This is a genomic window from Methanoregula sp. (genome assembly GCF_049510175.1).
Taxonomy (GTDB): Archaea; Halobacteriota; Methanomicrobia; order Methanomicrobiales; family Methanospirillaceae; genus Methanoregula.
The window spans coordinates 447,391-461,570 of sequence record NZ_JBEKZF010000001.1; the positions used below are offsets into that span (position 1 = coordinate 447,391).

Annotated in this window: 16 protein-coding genes; 5 read left to right on the top strand and 11 right to left on the bottom strand. The window is 57.7% G+C overall.

The genetic code is table 11. The features are described 5' to 3' along the window. Positions 1-4: 4 nt before the first annotated feature. The 9 genes from sepS to ABSG49_RS02355 are packed head-to-tail and all read right to left on the bottom strand — an operon-like array spanning position 5 to position 8,566. Entirely contained in the window at positions 5-1,651 is a 1,647-nt protein-coding gene (gene sepS, locus ABSG49_RS02315) for an O-phosphoserine--tRNA ligase (RefSeq protein ID WP_424024482.1), read from the bottom strand. Continuing rightward, positions 1,648-2,547, bottom strand: coding sequence for a 4-demethylwyosine synthase TYW1 (gene twy1, locus ABSG49_RS02320; protein ID WP_424024483.1), 900 nt, complete (start codon positions 2,545-2,547; stop codon positions 1,648-1,650). Before twy1 ends, sepS begins: the two co-directional genes overlap by 4 nt. Then, complete coding sequence (argS, locus tag ABSG49_RS02325) at positions 2,528-4,192, bottom strand: arginine--tRNA ligase (protein WP_424024484.1); 1,665 nt, start codon at positions 4,190-4,192, stop codon at positions 2,528-2,530. The genes twy1 and argS overlap by 20 nt, the downstream gene beginning before the upstream one ends. Continuing rightward, on the bottom strand, positions 4,192-5,463 hold the full coding sequence (gene prf1 / locus ABSG49_RS02330) for a peptide chain release factor aRF-1 (protein ID WP_424024485.1): 1,272 nt from the start codon (positions 5,461-5,463) through the stop codon (positions 4,192-4,194). Before prf1 ends, argS begins: the two co-directional genes overlap by 1 nt. A gap of 37 nt (positions 5,464-5,500) precedes the next feature. Next, positions 5,501-6,391 carry an alpha/beta hydrolase gene (locus tag ABSG49_RS02335; RefSeq protein ID WP_424024486.1) on the bottom strand — a complete coding sequence of 297 codons (891 nt, stop codon included), beginning with the start codon at positions 6,389-6,391 and terminating at the stop codon, positions 5,501-5,503. 2 nt (positions 6,392-6,393) lie between these two features. Next, positions 6,394-6,891 (bottom strand): NUDIX hydrolase, encoded by a 498-nt coding sequence (locus tag ABSG49_RS02340; RefSeq protein WP_424024487.1) that lies wholly within the window; start codon positions 6,889-6,891, stop codon positions 6,394-6,396. Continuing rightward, a complete protein-coding gene (queC, locus tag ABSG49_RS02345; protein WP_424024609.1) occupies positions 6,892-7,557 on the bottom strand; it encodes a 7-cyano-7-deazaguanine synthase QueC in 666 nt (221 codons plus the stop codon). Then, positions 7,557-8,165 carry a 7-carboxy-7-deazaguanine synthase QueE gene (locus tag ABSG49_RS02350; protein ID WP_424024488.1) on the bottom strand — a complete coding sequence of 203 codons (609 nt, stop codon included), beginning with the start codon at positions 8,163-8,165 and terminating at the stop codon, positions 7,557-7,559. The genes queC and ABSG49_RS02350 overlap by 1 nt, the downstream gene beginning before the upstream one ends. Beyond that, positions 8,162-8,566, bottom strand: coding sequence for a 6-carboxytetrahydropterin synthase (locus ABSG49_RS02355; RefSeq protein WP_424024489.1), 405 nt, complete (start codon positions 8,564-8,566; stop codon positions 8,162-8,164). The genes ABSG49_RS02350 and ABSG49_RS02355 overlap by 4 nt, the downstream gene beginning before the upstream one ends. A gap of 165 nt (positions 8,567-8,731) precedes the next feature. On the opposite strand from ABSG49_RS02355, the gene ABSG49_RS02360 reads away from it, so the two are divergent. The 5 genes from ABSG49_RS02360 (at position 8,732) to ABSG49_RS02380 (ending at position 12,862) form a co-directional block, all read left to right on the top strand. Continuing rightward, positions 8,732-9,160, top strand: a complete 429-nt coding sequence (locus tag ABSG49_RS02360) for a 30S ribosomal protein S12 (RefSeq protein ID WP_292349021.1) — start codon at positions 8,732-8,734, stop codon at positions 9,158-9,160. 5 nt (positions 9,161-9,165) lie between these two features. Next, complete coding sequence (locus ABSG49_RS02365; protein WP_424024490.1) at positions 9,166-9,744, top strand: 30S ribosomal protein S7; 579 nt, start codon at positions 9,166-9,168, stop codon at positions 9,742-9,744. A 23-nt stretch (positions 9,745-9,767) separates the two neighbouring features. Beyond that, positions 9,768-11,963, top strand: coding sequence for an elongation factor EF-2 (locus tag ABSG49_RS02370; protein WP_424024491.1), 2,196 nt, complete (start codon positions 9,768-9,770; stop codon positions 11,961-11,963). 89 nt (positions 11,964-12,052) lie between these two features. Further along, a complete protein-coding gene (locus ABSG49_RS02375) occupies positions 12,053-12,325 on the top strand; it encodes a hypothetical protein (protein ID WP_424024492.1) in 273 nt (90 codons plus the stop codon). 27 nt (positions 12,326-12,352) lie between these two features. Further along, positions 12,353-12,862 (top strand): GTP-binding protein, encoded by a 510-nt coding sequence (locus tag ABSG49_RS02380; protein ID WP_424024493.1) that lies wholly within the window; start codon positions 12,353-12,355, stop codon positions 12,860-12,862. 113 nt (positions 12,863-12,975) lie between these two features. On the opposite strand, the gene ABSG49_RS02385 is transcribed toward ABSG49_RS02380, so the two are convergent. Further along, entirely contained in the window at positions 12,976-13,449 is a 474-nt protein-coding gene (locus tag ABSG49_RS02385) for a peptidylprolyl isomerase (protein WP_424024494.1), read from the bottom strand. Between the two features lie 65 nt (positions 13,450-13,514). Beyond that, positions 13,515-14,138, bottom strand: coding sequence for a peptidylprolyl isomerase (locus ABSG49_RS02390; RefSeq protein ID WP_424024495.1), 624 nt, complete (start codon positions 14,136-14,138; stop codon positions 13,515-13,517). Between the last annotated feature and the right edge of the window lie 42 nt (positions 14,139-14,180).

Sequence of the window (14,180 nt, forward strand, 5' to 3'; positions counted from 1 at the left end):
TAGCTTATTCGCCGGTTACTGACCGGACCGAGAGGAAGACCGGTCCCCGGACATCGACTTTCTTCTTGTTGTCGGTGATAAAGCGCATCGCGTATTCATCGATCTTCAGGTTGATATCGCTGGGGAGCTTTGCCATTTTTATCTGGACCGTGGTGGCGTTCCCGCACCGGGCTGCCTCTTCGATCCTCGCTGCTGCGAGGGCCGAGACTGCACTCAGATAGGTGAGACCGGTCGTGACGCCTTCGGTGCGGACCTGTTTCCACTTTTCTATATCCGGGACACCGAGTACCGACCCTTCATGGACAAAGATCTCGTTGGCGCAGGCCGGGCCGCAGAGTTTTGCCGTAGACTCCGTCTCTTCCACCACGCCCCTTACCTTAAGACCCCCGAGCACACCCTCCCATACATCGAAGGCGCACGGGCCTTGGGCGGTGGCATGTGCTGCCGCGGTCTTTGCGATTGCCGCTGCAAGCATCTTCCCTTCCGGAGAGACAGGCTCCTCGCGCAGGTGGACTGCCCGGGCGATCTCCCGGTCGGCCAGCTGCCGGGGGAAGAACTGCGGGAAGCAGAGCTGCCGGACATCGTTCGCATTGTACGCGATCATCGCCAGCCGCTCGACACCAAGGCCGAGGTTCATGACCGGGACACCGATCCCATACTCCGCGAGCGCCGAGGGGGAGTACATGCCAAAGGTTGCGACCTCCACCCAGCCATGGACCGGGTGCCTGGCATAGACCTCGGTCTGGGAGTCCGGCATGTAATACTTGGAGCGCTTCTCATCCGGCTGGAACCGGAAGTCCGTATACCCGAACGCAGAGAGGAGCGCCTCGCTGACCGCTTTTCCCTCCTCGTTGGTGATATCATCCCCGGCGACAATGCATGAGGCCGAGTGGTAGGTCATGAGCCGGGTCGGCCCCTCGGCCTGCTCGCGGCGGAAACAGCGGTCAACCGAGAACATCCGGATAGGAAGCGGTGTCTTGTCCCAGATGGAGCCGAGCGTCATGAACCAGCCGCTCGTCATGTGGCTGCGGAGCGTGGACCGGGAGGATTCGGGAGTGAGTGCCCTGAATTCCGGGAAGACCGCATCGAGGATGTGCACGACGAGGGCATCGTCCACGCCAAGCACTTTGGCGATCTCAACGGTCAGCTCATCGCCGTCTATCTCCGATTTCTTGTAGGCATGGAGCGTCTCCCGCAGGTGCTCCTCGGTCTCCGGGGTCATCGGTCGGTAGTGTTCGTGAGGCTTCCCAGCAGGAGCGGAATCGCTGTGCACCAGCGGATTGCTGTGACTCTGCAGGATCTCGTTGATCTCGTCCAGTTGCTTGCGGGCAATCCCCACGTTCGGCCGGGGAAGGCCGCCGAGGTAGAAGACCCGGTCGAGCACAGCCATGGCCTCGGGACCGAACTGCCGGTAGATGTCCTGCTCCTCGATGATCACCGGGTTCTCGGCCTCGTCAAAGCCGAGTGAGAGGTAGATCTCGCGCAGGCGGTTGATCGTAGCAAAGATCGGGTGGGCACAAGCCCGCTTATAGGCCCTGTTCGGATAGGTTCCCGCATGGCTGGCGGGCGTCAGAACCGACGGCCCCTCATGCCATGCCCCTTCGAAGTTCTCATGCGACTTTCTTTTCCATTCATCAGGACTGAACCTCATGTAAAACGCTCCAGGCAGACCACTCTGCTCAATTCATTCTGATCCCGGATTCGGTAATCGCACGCGGTTGCAACCTTCTCCGCAAAGGATCGCACGTACGCGTGGTCCGGCATATTCTCCCTTGCCAAACGATTTCTACTGTATCCCAGATACATATATCCCTTTATTTCCACAAAGGTTGCGCCCGAATCCTGGACCATGGCCGCATACTGTTCGGGTGCGAAATCGTTCAGGCCCCGGACAAGCGTGATCCTGACCGCTGATCGGAGGGAGCCAAGCAGCGAAAGGCTCTCCCGGACCCGGTCCCAGTAATCCCCGAGCGGGCGGCAGACTGCCTGATAGGTCTCCTTGTCCGGCGCATCCAGCGAGACGTACATCTGGAACGGTCTGCATCGCCGGAGCATGGCCGGGTTTGTCCCATTGCTGACTAGGAAGGTGGTGTAGCCCTTGCTGTTGAAGAGGTCGATCAGTTCTGGCAACTGCCGGTACAGCGTGGGCTCTCCCGAGAGCGAGATCGCCACGTGCCGGGGATCCAGCGCCTCCCGCCACCGCTCCTCCGTAACCGTGTTGTCGAGGATTGCGTTGTAGCCAGCGAGCGCCTTCTTCTGGAACTTGTGGATGCCGGCAAGGATGGTCTCCGGTGGACACTCCTCCGCCACCGACGGTTCGTGCTCGAACGACCGCCAACAGAAGAGGCAGCGCTGGTTGCAGCGCAGGGTCGGCGTCATCTGGACGCAGCGGTGGCTGTCGATCCCGTAGAACTGGTGCTTGTAGCACATCGCCCCGCCCGCAAGGGCCCTCTTGCACCACATGCAGGGCTTGAGGGCTGCCGATGACGTCTTTGAAAAAAACTGGTACCCCTGTTTCTGCAGGGGTTCACATGGATCTGATGGCATCGATCCCAAGCGTCTCGAGGGACTCTTTTAAGGTGTTCTGCACCGCTTTTACCAGCGTCAGCCGGCGGTCCCGGATTGTTCCTTCGCTCTTCAGCACCGGCTCGAAATGGTAAAAGGTGTTGAACGTGTCCGCAAGCTCCCGTGCATAGGTGGCAAGGATGTGTGGCCTGAGTTCGGTGATGACCCTGTCGATGACCCCGGGGAACTTTGCGATCTGCTTCGCGACTATGATCTCCTGCTCCGTCTCCAGATCATAGCACTCGGTAAAGGCCCCGGCTTTATCAAGGATACTGCAGGCACGGGCATGGGCGTACTGGATATAGGGACCGCTCTGGCGTTCGAAGTCCAGCGCCTCCTTCCAGTCGAACACGGTGCTCTTCTCCGGTGAAACCTTCACGATATCGTAGCGGATGGCAGCAAGACCGACCGATTTTGCGATCGAGCGCCTCATCGCTTCATCGAGTTCCGGCCTGCGGGTCGTCACTTCATCGAACGCCCGTTTCGTGATCTCGGTGATGAGGTCATCGGCAGACACGAATTTGCCGGCCCGGGTGCTCATCGAGCCTTCCGGGAGGGAGACGAACTCGAAGTGGACGATCTCCGGGGCTTTTTCCCCGAGGAGTTTGAGGGTGCACTGGAGCTGTGCCCCGATGAGCTTGTGGTCCGCGCCGAGGACATCGATCACCCGGTCGAAGTTTGCCGCTTTCCAGGCATGGAATGCGAGGTCCCGGGCCGCGTAGACCGACGTCCCATCGCTACGGCGTATGACATACTTGTTCTCGAACCCGAATTCCGACAGGTCAAGAGCGAGAGTCTCATCGTCAACTGCCTGCGGGAGCTTCCGGATCCTTGAGATGATCCGCTCGGTATACCCGTTCCGGATGAAGTCGCTCTCCCAGACGAAACGGTCATGGGCCACATTGAGGTCCTTCATGGTCACCTTGAACCCGTCAAGGCAGCGGGACACCTCTTTGCGGAACTTCCTGACGGTCGCCGGGTCGCCGTTCTCCACGAGCTGCATCAGGGTGTTCACCTGCTGGGTGATCCCCTCGTCTTTCTCGATCTCGCGGTTCGCTGCAATATACACCCGGGCGATGTGGGCATCCTGTTTCTCCCCCGGCAGCTGGGTGCTGTCAAGGTTGTCGAACCCCCAGACCACGATCGCGATCTGGCGGCCCATATCGTTGACATAATACTGCACTTCGAGCGGGTACCCGGCCTTCCGGAACGCCCGGGCAAGGGTGTCTCCGATAATGGAATTACGGATGTGGCCCACGTGCAGGGGGCCGTTCGGGTTGGCGCTCGTATGCTCGAGCACGACCCGTACGTCTTTGCGCGGGAGGGTGCCGTAACCGGGCAGCACCGCCGCTTTCACCGATTCGCGTACATAGTTTTTGCCGAAAATAAAGTTGAGGTAGGGCCCTTTTGCTTCGACTGAGATCCCTGCCAATCGTGCATCCTTGGCCAGTTCTGCGGCAAGCTCCTGCGCGATCTTGACCGGTGCCTGTTTCTTCTGTTTTGCGAGCGCGAATGCGGCCGTTGACGCGAGGTCGGCATGCTCCCCCCCGTCCGTCAGTTGCGGGTCTGCAAGACCGGTGTGTTCGGTAATCGTGTTCCCGATCGTGGTGTACATCTCGTGCAGCATCAAGATCCCGTCCTGTAGCGGAGGATCGCGGCAATCCCGCCGAATGCCGAGAAGAGGATGGACCCCTCCTCGAAATCGTCCGATATGAGCTCGACCTTCGCACTGCTCTGGTCGGCAAGTTTGGTCAACTCGTCGATGATGTCGATCTCCTCCTCAAGGATGAGGGGCGCCGTGCACTTCGGGCAGTTGCCCAGGGCAATATCCGCAACGGTCTTGCCGGTTTCGACATTCACGGTCTTCTCGTTCGTGTAGTCGCAGCTCTGACACTTGATCTTCAGCCGTGACTTGCGGAGGTTTGCGGAAAGGAGAAGGATATCCACTGCCCCGATCCCGAGGTTGTGCCGGATGCTCTCCTCGCCGTACGCGGCAAGCCCGTCGTCCTTGACCAGTTCTTTTAAGAACCGCATCATGAACGCCTTCTCCTTGATGACGGTCATGCCCTTGAGCGCGTCTGCTGCAGCATCCACGAGTTCCGCGAGCCCGTCCTCGTTGGTATATGCAACATCGAAGAGCCCGATAATCCGCTTCTGGACCTCATGATGGAGATAATTCCCCTTCTCGAACTCCTCTTTTGTCGGGCTCGGTCCTCCGATAAGGACGCCTTTGAACCGCTCGAAAAAATCTTTTTCGGCGAGGAAGATCGCACTTGACCGCTCGCCGACTTTGGTATAGAACTCATTAATGGCGATCTCGCGCAGGCGCCCGAACCGGGCTGCTGACTGGCCGCCTTTTCGCATTTTACCCGGCACCGTTGAGTTCGCCCCGCCCATCGGTTCGATCCGGTTGCCGCGCAGGAATCCCCAGTATGCTTCACGCTTGTCGAGAACGAGCAGGCCGTACACATACTTTTCCTCGAGCATCTGCTTGAGGGGCTCGAGCTCGAAATTGGAGCTGCACCGGTACATGTAGAGATTGAGGGGTTCCGGCGGCTCAACGATCGTGCATTGCAGATCGGTCCGGTCACCGTACAGTTTCACCGTGCCGCAGAAGACCGCTATACCCTTCTCGGGCGGCCGTTTGTAGTACTTGAGGCGGGCGAGGATGGACGAGATGGCGCTCTGGACATTGGTCCGCGTCTGCTTGCTCTTGATGTTCGCGCACTGCCCGAACTCATCCTTGAGCTGGTTGGTCACATCGTAGATCTGCTTGTCGGGCGGGATGTAGAGGGTTATCAACTCGGTTCCGTCACCCTGCTGCGACTGGAGCTTCTCTAGGACCTTCTTGAATTCATAGCGCTTTCGCGCATCGTCCATCTCCACTTCTTCTGCCATTGCCGGTCTCAAACCTCTCTTTAAAGCTATTACCTATTCACCCGCGGGTGCCATAAATTTGCGCCCATTGCATAAGGATCCGGTTATCCACATCTGCGTTGATGCCGTGGCTGCCGTAAAACTCGATGAAGGTTTTGGGCGCGTTTGCTGTTGCGAAGAGGGCTTTTCCTTCGGCAAAGGGAATAATCGGGTCGGTTGCGTTATGGAACATCCAGACCGGTCGGGGGGAGATTCCTGGCAGGTAGGTACTTGGCTCAAGGGATGTCGCAAACCTCAGAATATCCCCTGATCCGCCCTGACCAAGGACCATCTCCCGGAGTCCCCAGTCCGCGGTCGAAATCCCCACGTACCCGGCAAATTTCGGATCAACCCCGGCCGCTACTGCTGCGTACCGTCCCCCATTGCTTCCCCCGACTGCATAGACCGGAACGCCAAACCTGCTGGCAAGCACGGAGCGTGCGGATGAGATGTCACAGATGGTCAGATAGTACTGGGGCCAGTTGCCGCTCTCGAATCTGGCATAATCCGTCTGGGGGTCGAACGCGTCCCCTCCCGTCTCCCCGCCCCTGCCCCGGATATCGACAAATATGAATGCATATCCGGTTGCCGCGTATTTTACCATCCGCTCCTCGTGTCCCGAAATTTTTTCACCGGCTCCTGGTATGTACACGATCACGGCCTTTGGCTGTTCTGGATAACTCAGGTAGGTAATTACGTCACCGGTTTGCGTGTGCAGGACGACCCGCGATTTGGTATAGGTCTCGTTTGAGAAGAGCACGGTCTCGTTTGTCGTAACCGGTGCGCAGGTCACCGCAAGGATGCCGTTCTTGTCCACGGAATAGGAAGGCGTGGCAGAAGTACTGCTGGTACAGCCGGCAAAGGCGGTTACCACAACGAGGATTGCAACAAGAATAAGGATGGCACGCATCTTCAGCATCCCAGGCAGCGCTGTATCAGGCAGATCGTCTTGCCGTCAACGATCCTGCCATCACGGATCATTCCCGAAAGCTCGCTCGTGGCGACATCGATCACCTCGATCACCTCATCCTCGTCCTTCTCGTATTCCTGCGACGGCGACAGGTCCCGGGCCTCGAACAGGTAGATCTTCTCGTCGGTAAAGCCGGGAGTCGTGTAGATGAACCCCACCGGGATGATCGTCTTTGCCGAAAAGCCGGTCTCTTCGATCAGCTCCCGGTGTGCAGTAACGAGGGGCGCCTCGCCTGGCTCCATCGTGCCGGCCGGTGCTTCGAGGATGTACTGGTCGATGGCGTAGCGGTACTGCCGTAACAACGTGCACCGGTCCCCGTTCAGGGGAAGGATGGCGACCGCGTTTGACGGGTGGACGATCACCTTCTCCCTCTCCGATCCGGTCGGGAGCCGGATCGTCTTTGTTTCGATCCAGAGGCTCCTGCCACGGAAGATCTCCATTTATCCCTCGTACTCTATTGGGTCGCGGATCCCTACGGTATCGAACGCCTCTTTCCGGAAGTGGCAGGACCCGCAGGTACCGCAGGCCTTCCCCTCGTTCCGGTAGCAGGACCACGTGTGCTCGTACGGCACGCCGAGCCGGATACCTTCACGCAGGATATCCGTCTTGGTCATCCGGATGAACGGCGTGAAGAGGGTGATCTTTGTGGTGTCCTTCGTCCCGAGATCGATCACCTTCTGGAATGCGGCGATGAACTCCGGTCGGCAGTCGGGGTAGCCGCTGTAATCGAGCGACTGGACGCCGATGAAGATCGCGTCAGCACCCCGCGCCTCGGCAAAGCTCGTCGCGATCGAGAGCAGGTTCGCGTTCCGGAACGGTACGTACGTGTTGGGCATGTGAACCCGGGCCGGATCAAACTCCTCGACGGCGATCCCCTTGTCCGTCAGGCTGCTCGCACCGAACTTCGTGAAATAATCGAGGTTGATCTCGACAAATGCCTCCGCGTCCAGCAGTCCTGCGATCTTCTTTGCGCTTGCGAGTTCCTTTCTTTCCGTTCGCTGGCCGTAGTTCAGGTGCAGGGCAAGGATATCGTACCCTTTGCTCCTGGCGAGATACGCGAGCGTTGAGGAGTCCATGCCTCCCGAGAGTAAACATACTGCCTTCATCATTTCACCCCGATAATTTTGTGGAGCTGGAGCTGGAACCGCACTGGCAGATTGTTGACAAGAATGAATTTCGTTATTGCCGTGTAGTCCGTGCCGAAGACCGGTGAGAAGAAGCACTCCCCCGCGATCCGGTGCGAACTCATGACTTCCTGTGCATACCGGCAGTCCGCTTCATCGTTCACGACAAACTTGACACTGTCCTGCGGCCGGATCTTTTCGAGGAGTGTAAGATTGCTCTGCTCTCCCGAAGAGGGGCATTTCACGTCCATGCAGACCGATGCGTACTGCTGCAACCGGGAAAAATCGATCGTCCCGTTTGTCTCGATATCGATCTGCGTCCCCCGCTTCTGCAGCGAGGTGAGCAGGGGCTCGAGCGCATCCTCCTGCACGAGGGGTTCTCCGCCCGTGATGCAGACGTACGGGGGGTTGACGCGCCAGACCTGTTCGAGCACAGAGTCAAGGCTCATCTCAATACCCCCGTCCCGTGCGTATTTCGTATCGCACCAGGTGCAGTCCAGGTTGCATCCTGCAAGCCGGATGAAGAGGCAGGTCCTGCCCTGGTTCTTCCCTTCCCCCTGGAGACTCTTGAAAATTTCAGCGATCTTCATTCTTTAAGCTCAGCGCAGGATGTCGGGGATTCCCAGACCCGGATCTTCGGTACTGTAGCCTTTATTCCCAGGTCCCGGCAGACCGCATAGAGGTCCTCGCGGATAATCCCCGCGATCAGTTCACTGGTCGGATCACCGGGCGTCGTGATCACCGGGTTGAACTTCTGGATACAGGGCACCATCGGATCATCGCGGTTGAGTATGATCTGGTGATCGTACTTGCCGATGACCTGTTTGATCAGGGTGTAATCGATCAGGATTTGCGTAGCCGGGTCCGGCTCCCCCTCCATCCAGACCTCCACCTTCCACCGGTGCCCGTGGAGGTTTGCGCACTTCCCCTTGTAATGGAGCAGACGGTGGCTGGTATCAATCTGCACCTCTTTATAGATCCCGACTTTCATCGTGTAGTATTGGCCGGATCAGGATATAAGATTATTATGAGTGAGAACCAATAGTGTAAGACAGGCAGGTGGGATGCCACAATTTATAAATCGATTACCCGCGCTAGTACATATCCCAGTGTGGGTTATCGATAACCACAACAAAAACTTACATGAGGCTATTTAATGGGACAGGGTAAATTTGCAGCCAGAAAACTGGTTCGGGACTCAAATAAGTTCCGGTGGGCGGATAAGAACTACGCCCGCCGCGAGCTCAATCTCGATGTAAAGTCGGACCCTCTTGAGGGTGCTCCGCAGGCGAGAGGTATCGTGCTTGAGAAGATCGGTGTCGAGGCAAAACAGCCGAACTCCGCGATCCGGAAGTGCGTGCGCGTCCAGCTGATCAAGAACGGCCGGCAGGTCAGCGCATTCGCGGTCGGCGACGGTGCTATTAACTTCATCGATGAACACGATGAAGTCGAGATCGAAGGCATCGGCGGACGTCTCGGTCGTTCCATGGGAGATATCCCTGGCGTCCGGTACGTGGTCACCAAGGTGAACAACGTCTGCCTCCACGAGATGGTGATTGGCAGGAAGGAGAAACCGCGCAGGTGATGATGATGGCAGAAGCAATTGGAAAGAAACTCCTGTTCAACCAGTGGGATGCCTCCGAAGTCAAGGTCACCGATCCCAGCCTTATCCGCTATGTTACGCTCTCCTCCCTGATCATCCCCCACACCTGCGGTAAGTTCTCCCGCCAGGAATTTGGCAAGAGCAACATGATGATCGTTGAGCGGCTCATCAACCGCCTGATGCAGACCGAGAATAATACCGGAAAGAAGCAGCTGGCCATCCGGATCGTGCGGGATGCATTCGTCATCATCAACAAGAAGACCAAGCGCAATCCCGTCGAAGTGCTGGTCGAGGCGATCGCAAACGCCGGTCCCCGTGAAGAGACTGTCCGCCTGAAATACGGTGGTATCAACGTCCCGAAATCGGTCGACACCGCACCCATGCGCAGGGTCGACACTGCCATCCACTTCCTTGCCGAAGCAACACTGAAAGGATCCAGCTCCAGCAAAAAGAGTGCAAGTGCAGTCCTCGCCGACGAACTCATCGCCGCATCCAAGGGCGACATGAAGTGCTACTCGGTCGGGAAAAAGGAAGAACGCGAGCGGATCGCGAAGTCCGCCCGTTAAACATCTTTTTTGAGGTTATTTTCATGGTCCGCGGCAAAAAATCAGTTGAGCGCGTAACTGAGCTCATGAAGGAACCGAAGCACATTCGGAACATCGGTATTGTAGCGCACATCGATCACGGTAAGACCACCCTCTCCGACAACCTGCTCTCAGGTGCCGGTATCATCTCTGAAGAGCTTGCAGGCAAGCAGCTCTTTATGGACTCGGATGCGGAAGAGCAGGCACGTGGTATCACCATCGACGCATCCAACGTCTCGATGGTGCATGATTATGAGGGTCAGGATTACCTGATCAACATGATCGATACGCCGGGTCACGTTGACTTCGGTGGCGATGTCACCCGTGCCATGCGTGCTGTTGACGGTGCAATCGTTCTCGTTGACGCAGTCGAGGGCACCATGCCTCAGACCGAGACCGTACTTCGGCAGGCGTTAAAGGAGCAGGTCCGCCCGGTCCTCTTCATCAACAAGGTCGACCGGCTTGTCAACGAGCTGAAAGTCGACGAGACGGAGATGCAGATCCGGCTCGGTAAGGTCATCGACAAGGTGAACAAGCTGATCAAGGGTATGAACGAGGAGTCCTACAACAACGGCTGGAAGCTCGATGCATCCGAGGGTACCGTTGCCTTCGGTTCCGCGCTCTACAACTGGGCTGTCTCGGTGCCGTACATGAAGAAGGGCGGCGTCTCGTTCAAGGATGTGTTCGAGAAGTGCCGTGCCGGGGACATGAAGTACCTTGCAAAGAAGAGCCCGCTCTACGAAGTGGTACTCGACATGGTCGTGCACCACCTGCCAGACCCGCTTGTAGCACAGAAACGCCGTATCCCGGTTATCTGGCACGGCGACAAGGAGTCCAAGGAAGGAAAGGGAATGCTCACCTGCGACCCGAATGCTCCCGTATGCATGATGGTCACCGACATCTCCTTTGACCCCCATGCGGGCGAAGTCGCAACAGGCCGTCTCTTCTCCGGCAGCCTCAAGCGGGGCGACACCCTTTATGTCATGGGTTCGGCCATGAAGGAGAACCGTCTCCAGCAGGTCGGTATCTTCATGGGACCCAAGCGTGTGGAAGTCGAGGAGATCGTTGCGGGGAACATCCCGGCAGTCACCGGCCTCAAGGATGCCTATGTCGGTTCCACCGTCTCCTCGCTCATGGAGATGGCCACGTTCGAGTCACTCAAGCACTACTCGGAACCGGTCATGACCGTTGCAGTCGAGGCAAAGAACATGAAGGACCTGCCCAAGCTCGTTGAAGTGCTCCGGCAGGTTGCAAAGGAAGACCCGACGCTGATCATCACCATCAACGAGGAGACTGGCGAGCACCTCATCTCCGGTATGGGAGAACTCCACCTCGAGATCGTCACGGGTAGAATCAAGCGTGACAAGGGTGTCGAGATCGTCACCTCCGAACCTATCGTGGTATACCGTGAAACCGTCACCGGCAAGATCGAGGCGGTCGAAGGCAAGTCCCCGAACCGCCACAACCGGTTCTACTTCGACCTTGAACCATTGCCCGATGCGATCGTCGACCTGATCAAGAAAGGCGAGGTCTCGATGAACCAGCCGGCCATCGAGCGCCGTGATGTGCTCCTGAAGGCCGGCATGGACAAGGACGATGCCAAGAGCGTCAAGCATATCAAGGGCACGAACATGCTCATCGACCGGACAAAAGGTATCCAGTACCTCAACGAAACGATGGAACTGATCATCGAGGGTATCAGTGAGGCCCTTGCCGGCGGCCCGCTTGCCGACGAGCCGGTACAGAACCTCAAGATGACGCTTGTCGATGTGAAGCTCCACGAGGATGCGATCCACCGTGGCCCCGCGCAGGTCATCCCTGCAGTCCGCGGCGCCATCAAGGGTGGCATGCTGATTGCCGGGGACTCGCTTCTCGAGCCGGTCCAGAAGATGCAGATCACCGTGCCGATGGACCAGATGGGGGCAGCGACCTCCCAGATCCAAGGCCGGCGCGGCCAGGTCTTCGATATGCAGAGCGAGGGAGACACGATCACGGTCGTTGGCAAGGCCCCGGTTGCCGAACTCTTCGGGTTTGCCGGTGACATCCGGTCTGCAACCGAAGGCCGTGCGATGTGGAACACCGAGTTCTCAGGATTCGAACTCGTGCCCAACAGCATGGTCAAGGATGTTGTTGTCAGTATCCGCAAGCGCAAGGGCTTAAAAGAGCAGATGCCCACCCCGAGCGATTACCTTGCGGTATAATTTTATCCCGGTACCCTTCCTTTTTTTGTCCGACAGGTCATCAGACCTGGAGGATGAGAAGAAACCGAAGGTTTCTTCGAAGAACTCTGATGACCCTCACTACAGCGAAGTCCGACAGGTCATCAGACCTGGAGGATGAGAAGAATCCGCCAGGATTCTTCGAAGAAACCTTCGGTTTCTTCTCGTCTTCAGGGTCATTTTCCATACTTCGGGGTTCGGGTCTGATGACCCTCACCACAGCGAAGTCCGACAGGTCATCAGACCTGGAGGATGAGAAGAATCCGCCAGGATTCTTCGAAGAAACCTTCGGTTTCTTCTCGTCTTCAGGGTCCTTACGGACCCTTCAGAGACCGAAACGGTAAACACTCCTCCCCGCCCAAATTGTACCAATGGCAGATGAGATAAAACAGAAAATCGTTGTTTTCGGTGCGTTTGGCGCGGGAAAGACCACGATGATCAAGACCATCGATCCCAAATCCACTCATATTGAGGCGAACTGCGCGGGTGGGACAACAACCGTGGCCCTTGATTTCGGGCGCGTGGAACTTGACGGGCGCCAGATCCACATATATGGAACCCCGGGACAGGAACGGTTCGAGTTTGCCCGCGAGATCATCGGAAAGGGAATGGACGGGGCGGTCCTGCTCGTGGACGCGGGTTCACCGCTTGACGAGTTCACCCGCCATCTCTATGATTCACTGACCGCAGCGAACGTCCCGTTCGTGGTCTTCCTCAACAAGTGCGATGCCAAGGCCCCGGTTCCTGCGGTCTTTGCATCGGCGTTCGGGACCGTACCGGTCTGGACGGTCTCGGCTCTGGACAAGAAGCAGTGTTTCGGCGCCATACGGCGGTTTACCGAAACATTGCCGGTAAGGACGAACGGGTCCGGCAAGCGATAATTTTTTCAACTGCGGTATCTGTCAACCGCTTATACACTCCCCTCTGCGGGCATTCTTAAAAAAGAGAACAGGATCGGATTATCGGTCGGGGAATCCGGGCGCGGTCTCCCCGCTCATTCCAGGACTGCCTTCACGATGGTGACATCCTTGAGCGGCCGGTCCCCATGACCGGTCTTGGTCTTCCCGATCTTGTCCACTACATCCATGCCCCCGACAACCTTCCCGAACGCCGGGTGTTTACCGTCAAGGAAATTGTTGTCGACGAGGTTGATGAAGAACTGGCTGCCGCCCGTGTCGGGGCCGGAATTTGCCATGGAGATGGTGCCGCGGTCGTTCCGGTTGCCGGGCGGGAACTCGTCCCTGATCGCGTAGCCCGGCCCGCCGCGGCCGGTGCCCGTGGGGTCGCCGCCCTGGATCATGAACCCGTTGATGACGCGGTGGAAGATCACACCGTTATAGTATCCTTTCTGTACAAGTGTCTCGAAGTTGCCTGCTGTGATGGGCATGTCGGAAGCAAGGGCGATCTTGATCGTGCCCATGTTCGTCTCGAGCCGTGCAATCTTTCCGGGGGATTCTGGTGCTGTCATGGTATGCTGTAAGAGTATGGGGGTTCCGGTTATATGAAAATACTACGGGAATTTAAAAAAGAAGTTCAGACCATCACGGCACGGATGATCGTAACATTCTGGAGCGGGCGGTTGTTTGTACCGGTCTGCACTTTCCCTATTGCATCCACCACGTCCATCCCATCGATAACGTTGCCGAAGACCGGGTAGTTGTTGTCGAAGGTGTTGCCCTGGAGGGCGCTGTTGTCAACAAGATTGATGAAGAACTGGGAGCCTCCGCTGTTGGGCTGGCCGGTATTGGCCATCGCGACTGCGCCCCGGCCGTTCTTGTTGTGGCTCGTGAATTCATCCTGGATCGTGTAGCCCGGGCCGCCGCGGCCGGTGCCCGTGGGGTCGCCCCCTTGGATCATGAACCCGTTGATGACGCGGTGGAAGATCACGCCGTTATAGTAGCCTTTCTGTACGAGTGTCTCGAAGTTTCCGGCCGTGATCGGCATATCGGGATCGAGGGCGATGGTGATGTTGCCCATCGTGGTCTCGAGTCGCACGTTCTTCCCAGAGAGTGACGATACCGTCGGGGCGGCGGTGGCTGTGGACGAGAGGGTGGTGGATTCTGTTTTCCCTGCGGAAGTGGACTGTGTGCATCCTGCGCAGAGCAGAAGCAGTGCGATCAGGAGACCGGAAATCAACAATGATCTGACTGGTGACATTCCCATGATCATGGGCGTCACGGAAAAAAGAAGTTACGGTTT